Annotated in this window: 24 protein-coding genes; 15 read left to right on the plus strand and 9 right to left on the minus strand. The window is 54.3% G+C overall.

Annotated features, from left to right (window positions below; all coding sequences use genetic code 11):
• Positions 1–7: 7 nt before the first annotated feature.
• A complete protein-coding gene (sstT, locus tag MFP24_RS13660) occupies positions 8–1255 on the plus strand; it encodes a serine/threonine transporter SstT (protein ID WP_249230829.1) in 1248 nt (415 codons plus the stop codon).
• Between the two features lie 240 nt (positions 1256–1495).
• Here sstT and MFP24_RS13665 read toward each other — a convergent pair whose 3' ends face one another.
• The 4 genes from MFP24_RS13665 to uxaC all read right to left on the minus strand — a co-directional run bounded on the left by MFP24_RS13665 (position 1496) and on the right by uxaC (position 6606).
• On the minus strand, positions 1496–2038 hold the full coding sequence (locus tag MFP24_RS13665; RefSeq protein WP_249230830.1) for a YgjV family protein: 543 nt from the start codon (positions 2036–2038) through the stop codon (positions 1496–1498).
• A gap of 88 nt (positions 2039–2126) precedes the next feature.
• On the minus strand, positions 2127–3617 hold the full coding sequence (locus MFP24_RS13670) for a UxaA family hydrolase (RefSeq protein WP_249230831.1): 1491 nt from the start codon (positions 3615–3617) through the stop codon (positions 2127–2129).
• Positions 3618–3635: 18 nt separating this feature from the next.
• Positions 3636–5087, minus strand: coding sequence for a tagaturonate reductase (locus MFP24_RS13675; protein WP_249230832.1), 1452 nt, complete (start codon positions 5085–5087; stop codon positions 3636–3638).
• A gap of 109 nt (positions 5088–5196) precedes the next feature.
• Positions 5197–6606, minus strand: coding sequence for a glucuronate isomerase (gene uxaC, locus MFP24_RS13680; RefSeq protein WP_249230833.1), 1410 nt, complete (start codon positions 6604–6606; stop codon positions 5197–5199).
• A 299-nt stretch (positions 6607–6905) separates the two neighbouring features.
• Here uxaC and exuR point away from each other — a divergent pair, with 299 nt between their 5' ends.
• The 9 genes from exuR to MFP24_RS13725 all read left to right on the plus strand — a co-directional run bounded on the left by exuR (position 6906) and on the right by MFP24_RS13725 (position 12523).
• A complete protein-coding gene (gene exuR, locus MFP24_RS13685) occupies positions 6906–7682 on the plus strand; it encodes a transcriptional regulator ExuR (RefSeq protein WP_249230834.1) in 777 nt (258 codons plus the stop codon).
• 476 nt (positions 7683–8158) lie between these two features.
• Entirely contained in the window at positions 8159–8833 is a 675-nt protein-coding gene (locus MFP24_RS13690; RefSeq protein WP_009114505.1) for a DedA family protein, read from the plus strand.
• A 2-nt stretch (positions 8834–8835) separates the two neighbouring features.
• Positions 8836–9216 (plus strand): EnvZ/OmpR regulon moderator MzrA, encoded by a 381-nt coding sequence (gene mzrA / locus MFP24_RS13695; RefSeq protein ID WP_249230835.1) that lies wholly within the window; start codon positions 8836–8838, stop codon positions 9214–9216.
• A 4-nt stretch (positions 9217–9220) separates the two neighbouring features.
• Positions 9221–9601 (plus strand): DUF1090 domain-containing protein, encoded by a 381-nt coding sequence (locus tag MFP24_RS13700; protein WP_249230836.1) that lies wholly within the window; start codon positions 9221–9223, stop codon positions 9599–9601.
• A gap of 187 nt (positions 9602–9788) precedes the next feature.
• The gene (locus tag MFP24_RS13705; protein ID WP_136165649.1) at positions 9789–10094 is read left to right on the plus strand and encodes an ElaB/YgaM/YqjD family protein; all 306 of its coding nucleotides are present in this window, start codon (positions 9789–9791) and stop codon (positions 10092–10094) included.
• A gap of 14 nt (positions 10095–10108) precedes the next feature.
• A complete protein-coding gene (locus tag MFP24_RS13710; protein WP_249230837.1) occupies positions 10109–10504 on the plus strand; it encodes a phage holin family protein in 396 nt (131 codons plus the stop codon).
• Positions 10501–10785: a YqjK-like family protein gene (locus MFP24_RS13715; RefSeq protein WP_249230838.1), complete on the plus strand. Its 285-nt coding sequence runs from the start codon at positions 10501–10503 to the stop codon at positions 10783–10785. The genes MFP24_RS13710 and MFP24_RS13715 overlap by 4 nt, the downstream gene beginning before the upstream one ends.
• A 243-nt stretch (positions 10786–11028) precedes the next feature.
• Positions 11029–11424 (plus strand): DoxX family protein, encoded by a 396-nt coding sequence (locus MFP24_RS13720; protein ID WP_249230839.1) that lies wholly within the window; start codon positions 11029–11031, stop codon positions 11422–11424.
• Positions 11425–11521: 97 nt separating this feature from the next.
• The gene (locus MFP24_RS13725; protein WP_249230840.1) at positions 11522–12523 is read left to right on the plus strand and encodes a glutathione S-transferase family protein; all 1002 of its coding nucleotides are present in this window, start codon (positions 11522–11524) and stop codon (positions 12521–12523) included.
• A 118-nt stretch (positions 12524–12641) separates the two neighbouring features.
• Here the strand turns inward: MFP24_RS13725 and MFP24_RS13730 are convergent, their stop codons facing one another.
• Positions 12642–13538, minus strand: a complete 897-nt coding sequence (locus tag MFP24_RS13730; RefSeq protein WP_249230841.1) for a LysR family transcriptional regulator — start codon at positions 13536–13538, stop codon at positions 12642–12644.
• Positions 13539–13648: 110 nt separating this feature from the next.
• Here MFP24_RS13730 and MFP24_RS13735 point away from each other — a divergent pair, with 110 nt between their 5' ends.
• Positions 13649–14350: a pirin family protein gene (locus MFP24_RS13735; protein WP_249230842.1), complete on the plus strand. Its 702-nt coding sequence runs from the start codon at positions 13649–13651 to the stop codon at positions 14348–14350.
• 109 nt (positions 14351–14459) lie between these two features.
• Positions 14460–14969 (plus strand): zinc uptake transcriptional repressor Zur, encoded by a 510-nt coding sequence (zur, locus tag MFP24_RS13740; protein WP_249230843.1) that lies wholly within the window; start codon positions 14460–14462, stop codon positions 14967–14969.
• A gap of 62 nt (positions 14970–15031) precedes the next feature.
• On the opposite strand, the gene MFP24_RS13745 is transcribed toward zur, so the two are convergent.
• From MFP24_RS13745 to dpiB, 4 genes are all read right to left on the minus strand, one after another.
• Positions 15032–15310, minus strand: a complete 279-nt coding sequence (locus MFP24_RS13745; protein ID WP_249230844.1) for a DUF3861 family protein — start codon at positions 15308–15310, stop codon at positions 15032–15034.
• Positions 15311–15511: 201 nt separating this feature from the next.
• Positions 15512–16120 (minus strand): transcriptional repressor LexA, encoded by a 609-nt coding sequence (lexA, locus tag MFP24_RS13750; RefSeq protein WP_249230845.1) that lies wholly within the window; start codon positions 16118–16120, stop codon positions 15512–15514.
• Between the two features lie 134 nt (positions 16121–16254).
• Positions 16255–16944 (minus strand): two-component response regulator DpiA, encoded by a 690-nt coding sequence (gene dpiA / locus MFP24_RS13755; protein ID WP_249230846.1) that lies wholly within the window; start codon positions 16942–16944, stop codon positions 16255–16257.
• Positions 16941–18575: a sensor histidine kinase DpiB gene (gene dpiB / locus MFP24_RS13760; protein WP_249230847.1), complete on the minus strand. Its 1635-nt coding sequence runs from the start codon at positions 18573–18575 to the stop codon at positions 16941–16943. Before dpiB ends, dpiA begins: the two co-directional genes overlap by 4 nt.
• Before the next feature lie 392 nt (positions 18576–18967).
• Between dpiB and citC the strand changes: the two genes are divergently transcribed.
• The 3 genes from citC to MFP24_RS13775 are packed head-to-tail and all read left to right on the plus strand — an operon-like array spanning position 18968 to position 21226.
• Positions 18968–20041, plus strand: a complete 1074-nt coding sequence (citC, locus tag MFP24_RS13765) for a [citrate (pro-3S)-lyase] ligase (protein ID WP_249230848.1) — start codon at positions 18968–18970, stop codon at positions 20039–20041.
• Complete coding sequence (gene citD, locus MFP24_RS13770; protein ID WP_249230849.1) at positions 20038–20340, plus strand: citrate lyase acyl carrier protein; 303 nt, start codon at positions 20038–20040, stop codon at positions 20338–20340. The genes citC and citD overlap by 4 nt, the downstream gene beginning before the upstream one ends.
• Complete coding sequence (locus MFP24_RS13775) at positions 20330–21226, plus strand: aldolase/citrate lyase family protein (RefSeq protein WP_249230850.1); 897 nt, start codon at positions 20330–20332, stop codon at positions 21224–21226. The genes citD and MFP24_RS13775 overlap by 11 nt, the downstream gene beginning before the upstream one ends.
• Positions 21227–21230: the final 4 nt, after the last annotated feature.

The following is a 21230-nucleotide window of genomic DNA, read 5'->3' on the forward strand; positions in this document are numbered from 1 at the left end:
CAATACTATGGAAAATCAACAGTCACGTTTTTTGCAGTACATTACTCGCGGTAGTCTGGTGCAACAGATACTACTGGGGCTGGTCGCCGGGATTATTCTGGCGTCGGTGTCGACCAAAGCCGCGATCGCCGCCGGTTTGCTGGGCATATTGTTCGTCGGCGCCCTCAAGGCCGTGGCGCCGGTGCTGGTGTTGATGCTGGTCATGGCCTCCATCGCCAATCATCAGCAGGGGCAAAAAACCAACATTCGTCCGGTGCTGGTGCTTTATCTGATCGGCACCTTCTCGGCGGCGCTGATCGCCGTGGTGCTGAGCACCCTCTTCCCTTCCACGCTGGCGCTCAGCGCGCAGGCGGCAGACATTACGCCGCCCTCCGGTATTGTGGAAGTGCTGAAGGGGCTGTTGATGAGCGTCATCGCCAACCCGATCCATGCGCTGCTGAACGCCAACTATATCGGTATTCTGGCGTGGGCCGTCGGATTGGGGATAGCGTTCCGCCATTCCGCTGCGAGCACCAAAACCCTGATTACCGATGCGTCCGATGCGGTCACCTTTATTGTGCGCGTGGTGATCCGCTTCGCGCCCCTGGGGATTTTCGGTCTGGTCGCCGCCACGCTGGCCGAAACCGGTTTCGGCGCACTGTGGGACTATGCCCACCTGCTGATGGTGTTGATCGGCGGGATGCTGCTGGTGGCGCTGGGCGTCAATCCCCTGATCGTCTACTGGAAGACGCGCCGCAATCCTTATCCGCTGGTATTGCGCTGCCTGCGTGAAAGCGGCGTAACCGCCTTTTTCACCCGCAGCTCCGCCGCCAATATCCCGGTGAATATGGAACTGTGCCGTAAGCTGAAGCTGGATGAAGATACCTATTCCGTCGCCATTCCGCTGGGCGCCACCATCAATATGGCGGGCGCGGCCATTACCATCACCGTGCTGACCATGGCGGCGGCCAACACCCTGGGCATCCATGTCGATCTGCCCACCGCGCTGCTGCTCAGCGTGGTGGCGTCGCTCTGCGCCTGCGGCGCGTCCGGCGTCGCCGGCGGTTCGCTGCTGCTGATCCCGCTGGCGTGCAGCATGTTCGGCATCTCAAACGATATCGCCATGCAGGTGGTGGCCGTCGGCTTTATCATCGGCGTATTGCAGGACTCCGCGGAAACCGCGGTCAACTCCTCGACGGACGTGATTTTTATCGCCGCGGTTTGCCAGGCGGAAGACGACAAATTGGCGAAGCAAGAACGGCTGAATACGCTGTAACCCGGCGTTATCACCTGCCACCCCTGCTCTCTTGTCGCCCCCTGCTCCCTTGTCATCCTCTATTCCCTTGTCATCCCCGCGAAGGCGGGGATCTTGTACTCCGAGCCGCCAGCGGAAAGATCCCCGCCTACGGCTGCGGGGATGACGGAAATGGGAGCCGGGGATAACGGTGGCGGTATTCGTAGGAACGAAATACGCAGAATGACGGGATCGACGACATTATTTATCGACCGCATGGCGTTACGCCTTATCCGCCTTTTTTTTCTCCACCTTAAACGGATCGATACCGCGTTTCTGCATCCGCCGGAAACGGATGATGTTAAAACCATTCATCAGCAGGAAACTGCCTTCAATCAGCGAGCCGCCGATCGACCCCAGCCAGATATTATGCGTTACCCAGCAGGCGGTAGAGCACCACATTACACAGCGCGTGGTTAAACCCGACGTCCGAAACAGCGCCCAGGTGCTGGCGATCGTTCCCACTATCGGCAGCAGCTCCACCATATGCCGTATACCGGGCAGACCGAGCGCCAGCGTCAGAGCGATAAACACGAACATCACGGCGATATTATGCGTTTTGATCGATATCAGCGTACGGGCGGAATTCAGCATCGCGCTGATCCCCGCCGCATTCGCGCCCATCATAAAAAAGTGACAGCCGATAACCAGGGTGTACACCGAGAGCTGTAGCTTGAATTTACGCTCGTCGCGATTAAAAAACAGAGTAATACCGACCAGAAAGGCCAATACCCCCACCGACTGGGCAAACCAGTAATACGCCATTGATCCCTGCCTTAAAAACGACCGTGGAAAAGCAAAACGGCGCCATATAAATGAAACGCCGTTTTATCTTAGTTTTAGCACAGCAGATTTACAATGTTACGCCACTTTTAAAGATAGCCAACTCACGGAAGTCATTAATTTCATTTTTCGCCGCTTTGCCATCGGCAATCTCGACGATCAGATCGACAAACCGCGCCAGCAGTTCATCCATCGCCATGCCGTGAATCAAACGGCCGGCGTCAAAATCGATCCAGTGCGGCTTTTTTTGCGCCAGTTCGCTGTTGGTCGCCAGCTTCACCGTCGGGACAAAACCGCCGTAAGGCGTACCGCGTCCGGTACTGAACAGCACCATATGACAACCCGCAGCCGCCAGAGCGCTGGTTGCCACCGCGTCATTGCCCGGCGCGCTGAGCAGATTAAGCCCCGACGTATGTAAGCGCTCACCATACTTCAGCACATCCACCACCTTGCTCTGGCCGGCTTTTTGCGTGCAGCCAAGGGATTTCTCCTCCAGCGTGGTGATGCCGCCCGATTTATTACCCGGCGAGGGGTTTTCATAAATCGGCTGCTGGTGGGCGATAAAATAACGTTTGAAGTCATTGACCATCCGCACCGTTTTTTCAAAGGTGGCCCGATCGCGGCAACGGCTCATCAGAATGCGCTCGGCGCCAAACATTTCCGGCACTTCCGTCAGTACGGTGGTGCCGCCGTTGGCGATCAGATAGTCCGAAAAACGGCCCAGCAGCGGGTTGGCGGTAATCCCCGACAGCCCGTCGGAGCCGCCGCACTCCAGACCGAATTTGAGTTCGCTGAGCTTGCCCGCTTCACGCCTGTCGTAACGCATCGCCTGATACAGCTCATGCAAACGCGCCACTCCGGCCTCCACCTCATCATCCTGCTGCTGGCAAATCATAAAGCTGACCCGCGCGGCGTCATATTCACCCAGCGTGGCGCGAAAATCATCCACCTGATTATTCTCGCACCCCAGCCCGACGACCAGCACCGCGCCGGCATTCGGATGACGCACCATGTTTTGCAGCACGGTGCGGGTGTTCTCATGGTCCTGCCCCAGCTGCGAACAGCCGAACGGGTGGCTGAACAGATGCACGCCGTCGATGTCCTGCGCATCCTGCGTTTCCTTCAGAAAACGCTGCTGGATCTGCCGGGCGATGCCGTTGACGCACCCCACCGTCGGCAGTATCCACAGTTCGTTGCGGATGCCGACATCCCCGTTGCCGCGGCGGTAAATCCGCACCGGCCGATCGGCCATTTGCGGCGGCAGATCGATAAATTCCGGCTGATATTGATAGTCATCCACATCGCTCAGATTGGTTTTCGCATTCTGGGTATGAATATGTTCGCCCGGCGCAATGGCCGCCAGGGCATGGCCGATCGGCAGACCGTATTTGATAATCATCTCGCCGGCGGCGATGGCTTCCAGCGCGAACTTATGGCCGCGCGCGACGCTTTGCCGCAGCGTCGCCGTGCGGTCGCCCGCGGACACCGATACGCCCGGCGCCAGATCGCGCAGGGCCACCGCCACATTGTCCGCAGGATGAATTTTTATCACGCTTTGCATGGCTACACCTTTTTGCTGTTAGCAATACGCTTCCACCGCCGCCCGCATGCCGCGCTCAACGATGGTTTGCAACTGCTGCGTGACCTGCGCCGCCAGCCCCGGCACCCGGGTCAAATCCTGTTGCCAGTGTTCGGTATCGCTGAGTACGGTATTGACCAGATCGGCCAGGCTGACGGTGCGCTGTTTAACGCCGGCCCATAAGGCGGCATAACAGGCCAGCCAGCGGGCATAATCCTGCAACGGATAGCTTTCCCCTGCGCGCTCGCCCCGGTAAAACGCCAGCAGCGCCGCCAGGGCGAACGTCAGACGCGGCGGCAGCTCGCCGCGGCGCTCGCGGTATGCCAGCAGCTGCGGCAAAATGCGGGTGCGGAATTTGGTCATGCCGTTCAGGGAGATAGACAGCAGTTGATGCTGGATAAAGGGATTACGGAAGCGGCTTAATACGGCCCGGGTAAACGACGTCAGCTCATCGCTGGGCAAATCGAGCGTCGGTACGATCTCTTCCACGATGGTTTTTTCCACAAACCGGCCGATCCGGGCATCGTTCATCGCCTCTCCAACGGTGTCCAGCCCCGCCAGCCAGGCGACAGGCACCAGCGCGGTATGCGCGCCATTGAGGATGGCGACCTTGCGCTCCTTATAGGGTTTGAGATCCTCGACGAAGCGAATATTGAGATCCAGCTTATTCAGACGCAGCTCCTCCGCCAGCCACGGCGGTCCCTGAATCACCAACAGATAGAAGTATTCGGCGGCGTCCAGCAGGCTGTCCTGATAGCCCAGCTCTTGCTGTAACTCGTCCGCTTCGCCATGCGGATAGCCGGTGACGATCCGGTCCACTAGCGTGGAGCAGAACCTATTGTGTTCGTTCACCCAGGCGGCGAATGCGGGCGGCAGCGCCCACTGTTCGGCGTAGCGCAATACCAGCGCTTGCAGCGCCGCGCCGTTATCATCGATCAGTTCGCAGGGCAGCAGTGTCCAGCCCTTGTCCGCGGCGCCGTCGAAATGGCGAAAACGTTCATACAGCAGGCGGGTTAGCTTGGCCGGAAAACTGACGGGCGGCGTATCGGTCAGGCGGTCGTCGGCGCGGTAACAGATCCCGGCCTCGGTGGTATTGGAAAAAACCAGGCGTATGTTCGGGTCGCGCGCCAGCGCCAGATATTCATCAAACTGACGATAGGTATTGATTTCACGGTTGACGGAGCGGATCAGCCGCGATTCGCGCACCGTCTCGCCCTGTTCATTCAGGCCGCGAACGAGGGTGGTGTATAAACCATCCTGTCGGTTCAGCGCGGACGGGGAGTCGGCATCTCGCGGGCGCACCACCACGATCCCCGCATCCAGATCGGTATGTTCATTCAGCAAGTCCAGCTGCCAGTCGATAAAGGCGCGCAGGAAATTGCCTTCGCCAAATTGAATAACCCGGTCCGGGTGCCGGCGACCGGGGAAATGACGACGGTTTAACGTTTGCATTGACAGGTTACCTCGGGAGAGCGTTCGCATGCGGGATGCGGCGGATGCAATACCGCCGCCGTCCTTGCCTGAAATCACACCGCTGGGCGACAGGCCGCCCACTCAGGGTTTACAGTTCAATGGCGAAATACTTTTCAGCGTTGGCGAAACAGATGTTTTTCACCATTTCGCCCAACAGCGGCAGGTCGGCGGGCGCTTCGCCCTCCTCCACCCAGCGCCCGATCATCTGGCACAGAATGCGCCGGAAATACTCATGGCGGGTGTAAGACAGGAAGCTACGGCTGTCCGTCAGCATCCCGACGAAGCGGCTCAACAGCCCCAGCTGCGCCAGTTGGGTCAGTTGACGCTGCATACCGTCTTTCTGATCGTTAAACCACCAGCCCGAACCAAACTGCATCTTGCCCGGTATACCCTCACCCTGGAAGTTGCCCGCCATGGTGGCGATCGCTTCGTTATCACGCGGATTCAGGCAGTAGAGGATGGTTTTCGGCAGGCGATCGTCTTTTGCCTGCGCGTCCAGCAGGCGGGAAAGCGGCTGAGCCAGAGGCCGATCGTTGATGGAGTCAAAGCCGGTATCCGGCCCGAGAAGCCGCAGCTGGCGGCTATTATTGTTGCGCAATGCGCCGATATGGTACTGCTGCACCCATTCGCGACGGTGGTATTCACCGCCCAGAAACAGCAGCACGGCGGTTTTGAACCGGGCCGCCTCTTGCGGCGTCGGCTGCGCGCCGCTCAGGCGGCGGGAGAGGATCGCATCCAGCGTCGCCTCATCCGCTTCGCCGTATACCACCTCGTCCAGCGCATGGTCGGATACCTTGCAACCGTGCGCGGCAAAGTGGTCCATGCGTTTTTTCAGCGCGGCGCACAAATCGCCGAAACGGGTAATGGTCGTATCGGATACCGCTTCCAGGCGCAGCATATAATCAGCAAAGCCTTCCGCTTCGATATTGAACGCTTTGTCCGGGCGCCAGCTCGGCAGCACTTTAATGGCAAAGCTGTCGTCCTGGGCGATGGCTTTATGGTGGCGCAGGTCGTCCAGCGGATCGTCGGTGGTGCCCACCATTTTCACGTTCATTTGCCGCATAATGCCGCGCGCCGTAAAGTCGTCACGCTCCAACAGGGCGTTGCCGCGCTGCCAGATATCTTTGGCGGTTGAGGGGGACAACAGCGTGCCGGTAATGCCGAACGGACGGCGCAGCTCCAGATGCGTCCAGTGATACAGCGGGTTGCCGATAGTATGGGGAACGGTCGCCGCCCAGGCCGCAAACTTTTCCCAATCGCTGGCGTCCCCGGTGCAAAAGCGCTCGGCAACGCCGTTGGCGCGCATCGCCCGCCACTTATAGTGATCGCCCTTCAACCAGATGTCATACAGATTCTTAAAGCGATAATTTTCCGCTATCTGCTGCGGCGGTAAATGGCAATGGTAGTCAAATATAGGCTGACTGGCGGCATAGTCGTAATATAACCGGCGGGCAAACGGGCTATCCAACAGGAAATCTTCACTGAGAAACTGAGACATATTTTTCGTCCTTACCGTGCGGTTGGTGCGGCAAATGGGGTGATCGCTCAAAGATGTCACACCAATTATGTTCGATATCTCACACCATTAGTGAGGCCAGGATCGCAAAAAACCCCACAAACGGGATAATATCAACGCTATGCCGGCAAACCAGCGACGGCTACGGCGTATAACTGTGACTCAAACCTTGGTGGCGGTCGCCATTAGGTGGTATAACAGATCATTCCCGAAGATTAGCGAGACAGGGCTCCAGGCCCTGACATCGCACATGGACCGTTATCTATCTAAGAGCAGGCATCATGGAACTCACAGAACCCCGGCGTCTCTACCGGCAGCTTGCCGCGGAATTGAAGCAGCGTATCGAAGGCGGCGTTTATCCGGTTGGCGAAAAGCTGCCGGCGGAACGTTATATCGCCGAAGAAATGAACGTCAGCCGCACCGTGGTGCGCGAAGCGATCATTATGCTGGAGGTGGAAGGATACGTTGAAGTCCGTAAAGGCTCCGGTATTCACGTGGTCTCCAACCAGCGGAAAAATCTGGTAATCCATAACGATGACGTCGAATTCGCCACCGTCGGTCCGTTTGAACTCCTGCAGGCCCGTCAGCTGATTGAAAGCAATATCGCCGAATTCGCCGCTACCCAGGTTACCCGGCAGGATATCGTGCAATTGGTGGAAATTCAGGAGCATGCCCGGCAGGAGGACCGCTTCCGCGATTCACACTGGGATTTGCAATTCCACGTGCAGGTGGCGCTGGCCACCCAAAATTCGGCGATGGCGACCATCGTCGAAAAAATGTGGAGCCAGCGCATTCACAACCCATACTGGCGTAAACTGCAGGAACATATTGACGACAGGTCGATTGAAAGCTGGTGCGACGACCACGACAAGATCCTGAAGGCGCTGATTCGTAAAGATCCTTATGCGGCCAAGCTCGCCATGTGGCAGCATCTGGAGAACACCAAACAAATGCTGTTCCGCGCCACCACCGACGATTTTGAATTCAATGTGGACCGCTATATGTTTGCGGACAACCCGGTCGTCCACCTGGATCAGATAAATATCGGCAAGCCCTGATGACGCTTTATCGCGACGTCGTCCCCGGTCCCTGAACCGGGGCAAAGAGTCAAAAAGCGTCGATTTCTGTCAGCGAGTGTAAAATATGGCGGAAACACCACTATTGGCGTCATAACATGCCTTAAATCAACCTGCTTGCTATGATATTTTTCTGTCTCAATACCGCCCGTTTTGTTACAGTTAGAGCGCTTTTTTACACATAATTCGCAGCTTTGGGCGTAAAACGCGTCAGTGACAGACAATCCATAACCAAATGGTTTTGGGCTACTATCTGTCAGGTAGGCAGAAACGCGATCGGAGAACAATAATCAGCCCCGAACGCCGGCATTATCATCGGTATGGCCGCACACAGATATTATCTTCCAAGAAACGTCGCTGAATGGGCCGCCTGATGAACCGTATTCACCTTTTATCATGACCGGAAGCGTTTATATCGCCATGGGTTAAATGAAATGCAGCTGTATTAGGAATACCGGATGGATATTATTAAAGAACTGTTAAATGCACTCTGGCACCAGGATTTTGATGTTTTAGCCGATCCCAAACTGGTGTGGACCATCTACCTATTGCTGTTCTTAATCCTTTTTCTGGAAAATGGCCTGCTGCCCGCCGCCTTCCTGCCCGGCGACAGTTTACTTATTCTGGTTGGCGTGCTGGTGGCCAAGGGCACGATGAATTTCCCCTTTACCATCGTCCTGCTGACAACGGCGGCCAGCCTGGGATGCTGGGTCAGTTATATTCAGGGGAAATGGCTGGGCAATACGCGAATAGTGCAAAGCTGGCTGTCGCATTTACCCGCCCATTATCACCAGCGCGCGCACCAACTTTTCCATCGACACGGACTTTCCGCGCTATTAATCGGGCGCTTTCTGGCATTTGTTCGTACACTATTACCAACGATCGCCGGCCTGTCAGGCTTAAACAACGCTCGTTTTCAGTTCTTTAACTGGATGAGCGGGCTATTGTGGGTATTGATTCTGGTTTCGCTCGGTTTCGCATTGGGGAAGACCCGCGTATTTCTGAAATATGAAGACGAACTGATGTTTTTCCTGATGATGCTGCCGCTGGCGCTGCTGTTTATCGGCCTGTTTGGATCACTATTCGTACTCTGGCGTAAAAAGCGTACCGCAAACGCAGAAAAAGGAAATTAACGGTGTCAATCCGCCGGTTTTACCGCAAAAAAATATGGCGCATACTATTGCTGGTGACGCTGCCGCTCCTGGCGCTGACGCTGTCGCCGGGCCGCCCCCAGAGTGAGGCGATGCTGCATATCAAACCGCTTTATCACGGCGCGGCGCTGCCTGACGGCTTCTATATTTATCAGCGATTGAACGAACACGGCATCGCCATAAAGAGCATCACCCCCGCGCAGGACAGCCTGATCGTGCGTCTGGTTTCTCCCGAGCAGAGCGTTGAAGCCAGAAACGTACTGCGCGTCTCCTTGCCCAAAGCGAACATCACTACGCAGCAGGCCGCCAAACCCGCGCCCTACTGGCAGCAAAAGCTGACGCAAAAACAATCTAAACTGGGATAAGAAATTGAAACTACATCATATTATGATGGCCGCCCTAGTGGCATTCACGGCCGGCGCCACGGCTCAGGCCGCCGATAGCCAGGGCGGCTGTTTACAAAAACAGCAGGAAATTCAGCGCCAGATCGACCACGCCCGCAACCACGGCAATCAGCAGCGCATCGCCGGATTGCAACGCGCGCTGGACGGGGTGAAATCACACTGTACCGATGAAAAGCTGGCCGCCGAACACCAGAACAAAATTGCGGAAAAACGTGCGGAAGTGGCTGAACGCCAACGGGATCTGAACGAAAGCAAACGCGACGGCGATCCGCAAAAAATCCTTAAACGCGAGCAAAAACTGGCTGAAGCGCAGCAGGAATTGCAGGCGGCGGAAAAAGATAAATAGCCCGAACGGCGGCCGGTATAGGTCGTTTTACCGCCGCCCGCATCGCTCATTTTATAACCAGAATGCAAATTACTAAAACTTACAACAAGTTATCAGAATTATCCGCGCGCAGTTTAACAAGCATAAATTGAAACATAAGCTATAGTTAAATCTCCTGCTTTATGACGACAAATAAGGGTTATTCAATATGGCTAAAGATCAGAATTCCGAGTATTTACGCGCTGAATTAAAATCGCTGGCAGATACGCTGGAAGAAGTATTGAGCACCTCCAGCGACAAATCCAAAGCAGAACTGGACAAACTGCGCAGCAAAGCAGAAACGGCGCTGAAAGAAACCCGTTCCCGTCTGAGCGATACCGGTGAGAAAATCGCCTCCCAGACCCGCGAAGCGGTGGGATATGCCGACGACTATGTGCGTGAAAATCCGTGGACCGGCGTTGGCATCGGCGCCGCGGTGGGTGTAGTGCTTGGTGTCCTGCTTTCCCGCCGTTAATTATCCTGACCATTATGACGGATAAACAACGACAAGGCCCCGCCAGCGGGGCTATAGCTTCAGCTCAACGCATCATCACCATTATCGTCAATATGGTGGAAACACGTGTCCGCCTGGCCGTTATCGAACTCGAAGAAGAGAAAACCAATCTGATTCAGTTGCTGATAATGGCCGGATTGACGCTGCTTTTCGCCACATTTGGGCTAATGAGCCTGATTGCATTGATTATATGGGGAATAGAGCCCCAATATCGCCTGTTTGCGCTGGGATGCATTACCGCGACCCTGCTTGGACTGGCCGTCATTGGCGGCATCTGGACGCTGCTGAAGGTGCGGAGATCCACCCTGCTCAAGGCTACCCGCAAAGAGCTGGCAACCGATCGGGAGCTGCTGGAGGATGAATCAAAATGAGTCATCAGCCACGCGACGAAGAAAAAACCCGGCTTTTACGTAAAATCCAGCAGCAAAGGCTGGATTTATCGGCGGCTAAAAAATGCTGGCTGGAATCAACCGCTCCCTATGACCGCTACTGGCACAACCTGCTGCAATGGCGGAAATACTGGGTTTTCGGCTCCGGCCTTATCGCTCTTTATGGCGTTCGCCACCCTAGCCGCATGATCCGCTGGGCGCGCCGCGCAGTCGGGCTGTGGGGTACCGTCAGGCTTTTCCGCAAAACCTTTTCCCTGCGCTAACTTTCCCTATCCCCTCATCGCCAGATATTCGCCTTTTATCGTCTGGCGTTTACGCTATGCCGATTGCCATGGTCGCAACATCAATTTTTCTGAAGAAAACCAACAATTTTACTCGCTGGCGCCCGATTCCATCTCTCTATACTATCTGCTCCATAAGCTGATAGCAGGGGATATTTTCAATAAATCCCTGCATCTAACCCACGTCAGGTCATTAATGTCTGTGAAAAAAATATTGGAGAGATGATGAAAAATTTAGAAAGTACTGCCCTGTTGGTTGCGCGTATTTTAATACCGATTCTATTTATCGTGGCGGGTTACGGAAAGCTGGGCGATGCCTATGCCGGCACGCAACAGTATATGCAGGCCATGGGGGTTCCGACCTTCCTGCTGCCGCTGACGATTTTGCTGGAACTGGGCGGCGGTCTGGCAATCCTGTTTGGTCTGCTGACCCGTACCGTTGCGCTGTTCACCGCCGGTTTTACGCTGCTGACGGCGCTGCTTTTCCACACCAATTTCGCCGAAGGCGTTAACCAGATCATGTTCCTGAAAAATCTGACCATCGCCGGCGGGTTACTGTTGCTGGCCGTTACCGGTCCCGGCGCCTACAGCATTGACCGCATCCTGAATAAAAAGTGGTAACACCGGGAGTTTTCTCCCCTGTACTACACTTGGTTTATTAAAATGCACGGCGACGGCAACCGTCGCCGTTGCGCATGGTTTATCAACGGGAGGATTTATGGGGCAACTGGTTGACGGCGTATGGCACGATACCTGGTACGAAACCAAATCTACCGGCGGTCACTTTAAACGTTCGGAGTCGCATTTCCGACACTGGATCACCGCGGACGGCGAGCCGGGAATCACCGGCGACGGCGGCTTTCAGGCCGAGTCCGGCCGCTATCATCTGTATGTTTCCCTTGCCTGTCCCTGGGCGCACCGCACCCTGTTAATGCGCCAATTGAAAGGACTGGAAGCCCATATCGCCGTTTCCGTCGTTCATCCGTTAATGCTGGATCATGGCTGGACCTTCGATACCGACTTCCAGGACGCCACCGGGGATGCGCTGTATCAGCATGAGTTTCTCTACCAGCTGTATCTGCACGCCGACCCCGGCTACAGCGGACGCGTTACCGTTCCGGTACTGTGGGACACCGAACGGCATACGATAGTCAGCAACGAGTCGGCCGATATCATCCGCATGTTCAATAGCGCCTTTGACAATATCGGAGCCAAACCGGGAGATTACTATCCGCCGGCGCTGCGCGCCCAGATTGATGAACTGAACGGCTGGATCTACGATCGGGTCAACAACGGCGTGTATAAAGCCGGTTTCGCCACCAGCCAGCCGGCCTATGACGAAGCCGTCAGCGGCCTGTTCGCCGCGCTATCCCGGCTGGAGTCGATTCTAGGACGCCAGCGTTACCTGACCGGCGATAGCCTGACCGAAGCGGACTTGCGCCTGTGGACGACGCTGATACGCTTTGACCCGGTTTATCACACCCATTTCAAGTGCGATAAATACCGCTTAAGCGATTATCCGCAGCTGTACGGTTTTTTGCGCGATATCTACCAGCTGCCCGGCGTGGCGGATACCGTCAATCTGGCGCATATTCGCCACCACTACTATCGCAGCCACCGCACCATCAATCCGCACGGCGTGATATCCGTCGGGCCGGCTCAGGATCTGGATAGCCCCCACGGGCGGGACAGGCGGTTTTCCCCGGCAATAAGCGAGTAACCGGCTGGGAAAGTCGCCTGTAACCCGGGCCCCTCGCCACGCTCTCCCTAATAACGAGCTTTATCAATGGATTGAGGCGTGAGCTATCGCGCCTTTTCTGCATCAAGCGCGGGAAAACTCAGGCCTGATGCAGCAGCTTGGGGATTTCGCGTAAAAACCAGGACTTCGCCTCGCCCATACTGTCGCGCCGCCAGGCCATGATGATCTGGCTTTCCAGCGAATACTCAGGGCTGACGACGCGCAGGCGGCCTTCGGCGATATCCTGCGCCACCATCGGATAAGGCATGGTCGCCACCCCCAGCCCGGCCAGCAAGGCGCGGCGTTTATCATCAAGGGAGCTGAGGGTCAGACGCTGCTGCTTGTCCAGCAGTTGCACGGTTAATACCGGGCGCTCGCGGGCGGTGTCCGCCACGGCGATCCCACGGTATTTCACCCGGGTCACCTCGGAAAGCGGCTCCGGCTCCTGATGTATCGGATGGTCGGGGCTGGCGACATAAACGTTCTTCATCGTATACAGCTTGCGGCTGTTCACTTCGGAAGAGGCGCGGAAATGCATATCCGGCGCAATGACGATATCCGCCCGCCCCTGCTCCAGGCGCTCCCAGGCGCCGGCCAATACCTCCGTCAAAAGTGAAACCTGGGTGTTGGCCTTCTGCGACAATTTATCCAGCAGCGGAAAGAGCTTTGCGGTCGGGATCAGCGCCTCGACGACGATGGTCAGATGGGTTTCCCAGCCGCGGGCCAGCGCTTCGGCATCGGTGGTAAGCTTATCGGCGGCTTCCAGCAGGATGCGCCCGCGCTCCAGCAGCATACGCCCGACATTGGTGAATTTGGTGCGATGTCCCGATCGATCGAATAACACCACATCCAACTCTTCTTCCAGCTTTTGCATGGTATAGCTCAGGGCCGAAGGTACGCGTCCCAACTCATCCGCCGCCGCGGCAAAACTTCCCCGCCGGTCAATCGCATCCATGACTCTTAAGGATTCCAGCGTCAATGCTCGTTCTTTAGACATGTAGACACTCATTCAGTAATTTTGAATATACCCACCAGATTAACTAGCTAACAATCGAGCGTCCACACAATTACTATCTGTTTAAGAAATAATTATCCGGGCTTACTACCATGATCATAAAAAGATCGGCAGAGCAATGCGGTCAAGCTGACTATGGCTGGTTGCAGGCGCGCTATACATTCTCTTTCGGCCATTACTTCGACCCGCAACTGCTGGGCTACGCCTCGCTGCGGGTGCTGAATCAGGAAGTGCTGGCGCCGGGCGCGTCGTTCCAACCGCGCACTTACCCGCGCGTCGATATCCTCAATATCATTCTTCAGGGCGAGGCGGAGTACCGCGACAGCCAGGGTCACCATATCCAGGCCCAAACGGGCGACGTGCTGCTGCTGGCGACGCAGCCCAACGTCAGCTACAGCGAACATAATACCAGCGCGAACCAACCGCTGACGCGTATGCAGCTGTGGCTGGACGCCTGCCCGACGCGGGAAAACTGCCCGCTGCAGCGGTTGAGGCTGAATAAAACCGCCCTAAGTTTACTGGCCTCGCCGGAGGGGGAGCAAAACAGCCTGCAACTGCGCCAGCAGGTGTGGGTCCATCACCTGGAACTACAGGAAAATGAGCGGCAGAGCATTAAACTGAACGGCAATCAGGCTTATCTCCAGTTGCTGCACGGCTCGGCGGCGGTGAGCGGCAACAGGCATGACGGCGACAGGCTGGGCTGCGGCGATGGCGCGTTTATCCGCCAGGAAAGCGGGTTGACCATTCAGGCCGAGACGCCGCTGCGCGCTTTGCTGATCGATCTGGTGGTTTAAGTTTTCGCTCTCCATCTTTAGCGGCCGGTGAACGTCACTGGTTCTGCCTTTTCTTGCAGCCGTGGTAAGATATCGGCCTGGTTCCTTTATGCGTCAGGGTGATATGGCAATGGATTCAACCAATCAGGACAAACTACTTGCCCAGGCTGAACAGATTTGTCAGCACCGCGGCGTACGTTTGACGCCGCAGCGGCTGGAAGTGTTACGCCTGATGGCGCAGCAGTCCGCTGCGATCAGCGCATACGATCTGCTCGATCTGCTGCGCCTATCCGAGCCGCAGGCCAAACCCCCGACGGTTTACCGCGCGTTGGATTTTCTGCTGGAGCAGGGATTTATTCATCGGGTGGAGTCAAACAACAGCTATGTGCTTTGCCACCATATCGAAGATCATAGCCACACCTCGGCGCTGTTTATCTGCGACCGCTGCGCTCAGGTTACCGAGCGTCAGACGGAAGGGGTGGAGGAAATACTGCGCGGTCTGGCGCAGCAGGCGGGCTTTACCCTGCGCCACAGCGTGATTGAGGCGCACGGACTTTGTGAAGGCTGCCAGGAAGTTGCGGCCTGTAAACAAACGGAGCATTGCGATCACGACCACAGCATTCCCATCAAGAAACGCTAGTTCCGGCAAAGGGTTGCAAGGGCCGATCGGTCCCGTCCGTCATTCACCGCGCCCTTGCTTATTCACTGGCTGTTTTTGATGCTTTTCTTAAAATCGCCGATAAACTCTTTTAGGGCCGGGTGGATTTTTTGAAACATCTCTTCTTTCCTGTTAAGCGTGACTACCTCGCCAAACAGTTTCATGCCGACTAAAAATGGATACAGCTGCTCTTCAGGCAGCGCTGTTTTGCCGTCGCATAAGGAAAGGATTTTGGTTAGATCGTCATGGGAGGTGAACGGAAATGAGACTTCATTATCAGGTTGTTCCGTATCTTTTACGGTAATGATATAGCGTTTTGACATAAGCTGGTTTTCCACTTGGCGCAGGTGTGATTATAAGGTTTATTCCCTGTGATACGATACTGGATCCGGCGGACCGAAATCGATCGTTTTTATCACCACCGCACGTTTCGTCCCGTTTCCAACCCAGCCATATCGCCCCGCAAGCGGAGCGATAATCGATAAGAAACGCCAGGGACTATCGCCTGTGTCAAAGACGTAAAATCAGCTCCAGTCGCCGTTGCGAATAACGCCGACCGCCAGCCCTTCAATAGAGAAATTCTGCTGCCGCAGATCGACGACAATAGGGGAAAACTCTTCGTTTTCAGCCAGAAGATGTACGGTATTACCTTGTTTTTTCAATCGCTTGACCGTGACTTCATCTTCAATCCGTGCCACAACCACCTGCCCGTTACGGACGTCCTGCGTTTTATGCACCGCCAGCAAATCACCATCCATAATACCGATATCTTTCATCGACATTCCGCTCACGCGCAGCAGGAAGTGGGCGCTTGGTTTGAACATGGACGGGTCGACCTGATAGTGGCACTCGATATGCTGCTGAGCCAGCAGCGGCTCACCCGCCGCGACGCGGCCAATCAGCGGAATGCCGGTCTCTTCTTCCATCAGCAGGCGAATACCGCGCGACGCGCCGGATACGATTTCAATGACGCCTTTGCGCGCCAATGCCTTTAAATGCTCCTCGGCGGCATTTGGCGACCGAAATCCCAGCTGCTGGGCAATTTCCGCACGCGTCGGCGGCATACCGGTATGCGCAAGATGATCGCGGATCAGGTCATAAACCTGCTGCTGTCTGGCTGTTAATGCTTTCATTCCGCCCCCTGGTTGTTTATACAGTTTTGCTGTGAGTATATACAGGTAAGGAATAATTGGGAACCGGTAAATCAGTAACTTCATGCCGTCCCGTACGTTAAATCGGTCGCTTTGCCGATTTTTCATCCCGTTTTTCAATCCTCAGAGCGGATTAATCGGTAAATCCGCTGCGGACGCCCCACCTTACCGTAAACAATTTCAGCTTCAATCATCTGCCTGGCGGCACAATACTCCAGATAACGCCGCGCGGTGGTCCGGCTCAATCCAAGCTGCAACGCAACGGTTTCCGCCGTATGGCGAGTTTGCTCACCATGAAACAACGATTGCACTTTATTCAGCGTCAGTTCATCAATGTTGGCAGGTAATTTTTCTTTTGGCTTCCCCCGGGCATAAGCATTGTACATATCATCGATTTGGCTCTGGCTAATGCCATTATGCTGGTTAAACATATCCAGCCGATGCCAAAAACGCTCCAGAGTCTGACTCAGACGCTCATAGGCAATAGGTTTGATGAGATAGTCAAACACCCCACAGCGAATAGCGTCGGCCACCGTATCCATATCACTGTCCGCCGTGATAAGCACAACACCGCCCGCAAAGTGATTCAGGGTCAGTTCATGCAACAGGCTTAGGCCTTGTCCATCGGGTAGAAAATTGTCCAGAAGTATCAAATCGGGGTTAAAACGGTCCACCATCGTCCGGGCCTGGCTCAAATTACCCGCCAGCCATATTTGCCCGCATTCACGATGCTGTCGGATAAACTCCACGTGCATTTCCGCCAATGGCGTTTCATCCTCCACGATTAATATATTTATCTTCGTCATGGGTATCCCTTCGTTTTCGGAATAAATATGGAAAAGAGCGTGCCGCAGGGCGTATTGTTTTCTAAAGTAATGACTCCGCCGCTACGGCCGACGTAGCTGGCAACCAGGTAAAGCCCAATGCCGTGTTCGCCAGCCTCTTCGGTTTTAGTACTCACCCCTTGTTTAAAGATTTTTTCTCTGAGTGAGTCGGGAACGCCGCATCCCTGATCGGCAACTTCGATGACGACATCCTGCCCTTCATCAGAAAAGAACAGTTCAATCGTATGATTACCTTGCGGATTTTTCAGACTGGCTTCAAAAGCGTTATCCAGCAGATTGCCCAATACGGCGGAGAATTCGGTGCTATCCATGCCCTGGGGGAGTTGGCGTAACCGGCTGCCGGGAACCAACGTCAGAATCAGTCCCAACTGTCTGGCCCGTAGGATTTTACCAAACAGCAAACCCGCGACCTGACGATCGTCAATGGCGCTGCGCAAGCTATCCACCAGAGTCTGCTGTGCCTGCGAAGCGCTGTTTACCATCAACAAAGCCCGATCATATTCTTTCATTTGCAACAGACCGCTCAGCGTGGACATCCAGTTGAGATGTTCATGGCGAACGGTACGTAAATTCTCGGCGTATTGCTTAATCTGGCTCAGCTGGGCATTCAACGTGGCAATCTCGTCTTTGGCTCGAAAGCTGACAATGGCGCCCAGTAACTCCTCCCCCGAACGGATCGCCGCCCGATTGGCAATAACATTCAGTCCATTAAAGGTGCATATTACGTCCTGGCGATTCTCCTCCAGATGGCGCGTAAAAAAATCGGCCGGCATCACCACCTGGCCGATGGGCTTACCCAACCATTGACGCCCCGGTGAATTCAGCCCCAGCATTTTGCGCGCATTGCGATTGATTGCCGTAATCAGTCCATCCGGATCAACGGCGATCATGCCTTCGATCATCGCACTGAACAGCGCTTCTTGCTGACGGATAACGCGAACGATCTGCTTCGGTTCCATTCCCATCATTTGGTGTCGTATATGTCTGGCGAACTGCCAGGAAAGAAGCAGTAATATCAGAAGGACAACCACAAAAGCGATCCCCATCGGCAACAGAAAGGTTCTCTGCCAGTGATCGATCTTACTGAGCAGATAACCGATGGAGACCACCCCGATCACTTCATCCTCGGCGTTAAAAATGGGGGTCTTGGCACGCATCGCCAATCCCATCGAACCTTTTCCGGTAATGAAATAGCTTTCACCCCGCTCCAGCGCGCCAGGTTTGGTCCATTGCATCGGCGCCCCGAGCTTTTGCGGATTGGGATGGTAAAGGCGGATGGAATATCGATCGCCGATAACCACATAATCGGAGTTGGAGTTGGAGCTGAACTTCCTGGCTATCGCTTCCAGCCGTTGGATATCGCGTTGCTCAACCGCCAGTATGACTTCGTCCATCGAAGCAATGATCTTGGCCTGATTCATAGCCATATCACCGACCTGCTGCGCCAGATAGCGCTCAAAATTTTTTGACAGAAATAGATCGAGGCTGACGACCAACGAAAGGGAAACCATCAGCAATAATATAAAAATGCGCAGAGGAAAAGCGATACCGTCAATAAACTGGAACTGAAGGATAGTAGATTTTGTACTCATGACTCCCCTTAATCCCATATTTTTATTAAATTTATTTCGTCATGTTTATTTTGTTAATAATGTAACGAAATTGTTTTTTCAACATACTCCGGCTCATAAATAACATCATACACATACTATCACTTAAACGAATTAAACAAATAATATTTACGAAAATATAAATAGATTAAGGAAATAAATAGCAATAAACCAAATAAAAAAAATTTAACCTATTTAAATTCAAGTTATTTTTGTGAATCATGTCAAGATAATACTTACCTATTCTATTTAGGATAAGTCCATAAATAACGGACGGGCACCAGAAGCGATTTTATTTTCATATATATCCGATGTCTCTATTTCAATGAGATAGCATAACCCATCGCGGCAATGCTATAGAAAGGTGTTGACCAATGGATAACAACATATTCTTTTCACGGGTAAAAATATCCGAAAGCAGGAAAATCGCGGAGATTATCAAATTCCTGCGCCAGAATGATCTGCATATGGACATAACCATTGACGATTTCATTACCGTGACCCGGAATGAGACGTTAATTGCCTGTGGTGGAATCTCCGACAATATCATCAAATGCGTGGCAATCAGTAAATCAGTACGTGGCGAAGGACTGGCGCTCAAACTGGCAACCGAATTAATTAACCTGGCCTATGAGCGTCATCACCGTCATTTATTCATATATACAAAACCACAAAATGAATCACTATTTAAACATTGCGGTTTTCATACCATTGTTGATGTTCCAGACACCGTAGTACTGATGGAAAATAGCGCTAATGGCCTAAAACGTTACGCCGCATCACTGACCGCACTGCGCCGGCCTGGTAAACGAATCGGCAGCATTATTATGAACGCCAATCCATTTACCAACGGGCACCTTTATCTTGTTCAGCAAGCCGTAAAACAATGTGACTGGCTGCATATCTTTTTGGTGAAAGAAAATACTTCACGTTTCCCTTATGAAGATCGTCTGCAACTGGTACGACGCAGCACTGCCGATATCGCGAATCTGACCGTACATCCGGGATCCGACTATCTGATTTCGCGGGCCACATTCCCTTGTTATTTCATTAAAGACAAAGGTGTCGCCGACCATTGCCACACCGAAATTGACCTCAAAATTTTTCGCCAATACCTGGCCCCCGCATTAGGCATCACCCACCGGTTTGTCGGCAGCGAACCATTTTGCCATGTGACGGCCAAGTATAACCAGGATATGCGTTACTGGCTGGCCACGACCTCACTGCCTTCCCCACCCATTGTAGTGATGGAAATCGAACGATTGTGCTACCACGGAACCCCGATTTCCGCATCCGGCGTTCGCAAGCTATTGGTGAAAAAAGATATCAAAGCGATCGCGCCGTTAGTGCCTCGTGCGACCCGCGACTATTTGCAACGCATGCTCGCAGCCAACGCCGCCGCCGCGTCCTCCTCAAAAAAAACCGTATTGGAATCAGGTGAAAAATGAAAATTACCCGCGCAGCCGTCGCCGGCACTCTCGAATCGAGCGACGTGATGATACATATCGCCCCATCTGAAACGCCAGGCGTCGATCTGCAAATCAGCAGCAGCGTTGAAAAACAGTTTGGCGACGCCATTCGCACCACCGTGCTGGACGTGTTCTCTCAGCACAACATCAGCAACGTTCAGATCGTCGTGGATGACAAAGGCGCGCTGGACTGCATTCTGCGAGCACGTATGGAAACGCTGTTACTACGGGCAAGCGGCCTTTCACATTTACCCTGGGAGAACAGAGATGACGCCTGAAAGAAAAAATCGGATCCGTCGCAGCATGCTTTTTGTTCCCGGAGCCAATGCCGCAATGGTCAGCAATGCGTTTATCTACCGTGCCGATTCGCTGATGTTCGACCTGGAGGATTCCGTCGTTCTTCGTGAAAAAGACGCGGCCCGTCGTTTAATTTATCACGCGTTACAGCACCCGTTGTATCAGGAAGTAGAAACCATCGTACGGGTGAATCCCCTGAATTCCGCCTACGGTCTGGACGATCTGGAAGCCGTAGTACGAGGCGGCGCCGATATTATCCGCCTGCCAAAAACCGATACTGAACAGGACGTTTGGGATATTGAACATGAAATCACGCGGATTGAAAAAGCATGCGGCCGTGAAGCCGGCGATACAGGCCTGCTCGCCGCCATCGAATCGGCCGAAGGCATCACCCACTGCGCCGCCATTGCGCTGTCCTCGCCCCGGCTGATCGGTATCGCTCTCGGGGCCGAAGATTATGTCCGTAACTTACGAACCGAACGTTCCCCACAAGGCATGGAGTTGCTGTTCGCCCGCTGTTCCATTCTTCAGGCCGCCCGCGCCGCGGGGATCCAGGCTTTTGACACCGTGTATTCCGATGCCAATAACGATGAGGGTTTTCTTCAGGAAGCCGCGTTGATTAAGCAACTCGGTTTTGACGGTAAATCGCTGATCAATCCGCGCCAGATAGAGCTACTGCATAACCTCTATTCACCAACCCGGAAAGAGGTCGAACACGCGCAACGCGTCATTACAGCCGCTGAAGCCTCGGCACGCGAAGGGCGCGGCGTCGTGTCGCTGGACGGGAAAATGGTAGACAGCCCGGTCATCGAACGCGCCCGTCTGGTCCTTTCACGCGCCGCACTCTCCGGCATCCAGGAAGAATAAGGTA

Source organism: Brenneria tiliae (assembly GCF_023347575.1).
Taxonomy (GTDB): Bacteria; Pseudomonadota; Gammaproteobacteria; order Enterobacterales; family Enterobacteriaceae; genus Brenneria; species Brenneria corticis.

What these genes read in the sequence shown, in the direction of transcription:
- MFP24_RS13710 (WP_249230837.1), top strand. Translation starts at nt 10,109, where the DNA reads ATGACGGATAAACAACGACAAGGCCCCGCCAGCGGGGCTATAGCTTCA.
- MFP24_RS13735 (WP_249230842.1), top strand. Translation starts at nt 13,649, where the DNA reads ATGATCATAAAAAGATCGGCAGAGCAATGCGGTCAAGCTGACTATGGC.
- lexA (WP_249230845.1), bottom strand. Translation starts at nt 16,120, where the DNA reads ATGAAAGCATTAACAGCCAGACAGCAGCAGGTTTATGACCTGATCCGC.
- dpiA (WP_249230846.1), bottom strand. Translation starts at nt 16,944, where the DNA reads ATGACGAAGATAAATATATTAATCGTGGAGGATGAAACGCCATTGGCG.
- MFP24_RS13745 (WP_249230844.1), bottom strand. Translation starts at nt 15,310, where the DNA reads ATGTCAAAACGCTATATCATTACCGTAAAAGATACGGAACAACCTGAT.
- MFP24_RS13705 (WP_136165649.1), top strand. Translation starts at nt 9,789, where the DNA reads ATGGCTAAAGATCAGAATTCCGAGTATTTACGCGCTGAATTAAAATCG.
- dpiB (WP_249230847.1), bottom strand. Translation starts at nt 18,575, where the DNA reads ATGAGTACAAAATCTACTATCCTTCAGTTCCAGTTTATTGACGGTATC.
- MFP24_RS13675 (WP_249230832.1), bottom strand. Translation starts at nt 5,087, where the DNA reads ATGCAAACGTTAAACCGTCGTCATTTCCCCGGTCGCCGGCACCCGGAC.
- exuR (WP_249230834.1), top strand. Translation starts at nt 6,906, where the DNA reads ATGGAACTCACAGAACCCCGGCGTCTCTACCGGCAGCTTGCCGCGGAA.
- MFP24_RS13715 (WP_249230838.1), top strand. Translation starts at nt 10,501, where the DNA reads ATGAGTCATCAGCCACGCGACGAAGAAAAAACCCGGCTTTTACGTAAA.
- MFP24_RS13725 (WP_249230840.1), top strand. Translation starts at nt 11,522, where the DNA reads ATGGGGCAACTGGTTGACGGCGTATGGCACGATACCTGGTACGAAACC.
- MFP24_RS13720 (WP_249230839.1), top strand. Translation starts at nt 11,029, where the DNA reads ATGAAAAATTTAGAAAGTACTGCCCTGTTGGTTGCGCGTATTTTAATA.
- MFP24_RS13775 (WP_249230850.1), top strand. Translation starts at nt 20,330, where the DNA reads ATGACGCCTGAAAGAAAAAATCGGATCCGTCGCAGCATGCTTTTTGTT.
- MFP24_RS13670 (WP_249230831.1), bottom strand. Translation starts at nt 3,617, where the DNA reads ATGCAAAGCGTGATAAAAATTCATCCTGCGGACAATGTGGCGGTGGCC.
- citD (WP_249230849.1), top strand. Translation starts at nt 20,038, where the DNA reads ATGAAAATTACCCGCGCAGCCGTCGCCGGCACTCTCGAATCGAGCGAC.
- MFP24_RS13730 (WP_249230841.1), bottom strand. Translation starts at nt 13,538, where the DNA reads ATGTCTAAAGAACGAGCATTGACGCTGGAATCCTTAAGAGTCATGGAT.
- sstT (WP_249230829.1), top strand. Translation starts at nt 8, where the DNA reads ATGGAAAATCAACAGTCACGTTTTTTGCAGTACATTACTCGCGGTAGT.
- zur (WP_249230843.1), top strand. Translation starts at nt 14,460, where the DNA reads ATGGATTCAACCAATCAGGACAAACTACTTGCCCAGGCTGAACAGATT.
- citC (WP_249230848.1), top strand. Translation starts at nt 18,968, where the DNA reads ATGGATAACAACATATTCTTTTCACGGGTAAAAATATCCGAAAGCAGG.
- MFP24_RS13690 (WP_009114505.1), top strand. Translation starts at nt 8,159, where the DNA reads ATGGATATTATTAAAGAACTGTTAAATGCACTCTGGCACCAGGATTTT.
- MFP24_RS13665 (WP_249230830.1), bottom strand. Translation starts at nt 2,038, where the DNA reads ATGGCGTATTACTGGTTTGCCCAGTCGGTGGGGGTATTGGCCTTTCTG.
- uxaC (WP_249230833.1), bottom strand. Translation starts at nt 6,606, where the DNA reads ATGTCTCAGTTTCTCAGTGAAGATTTCCTGTTGGATAGCCCGTTTGCC.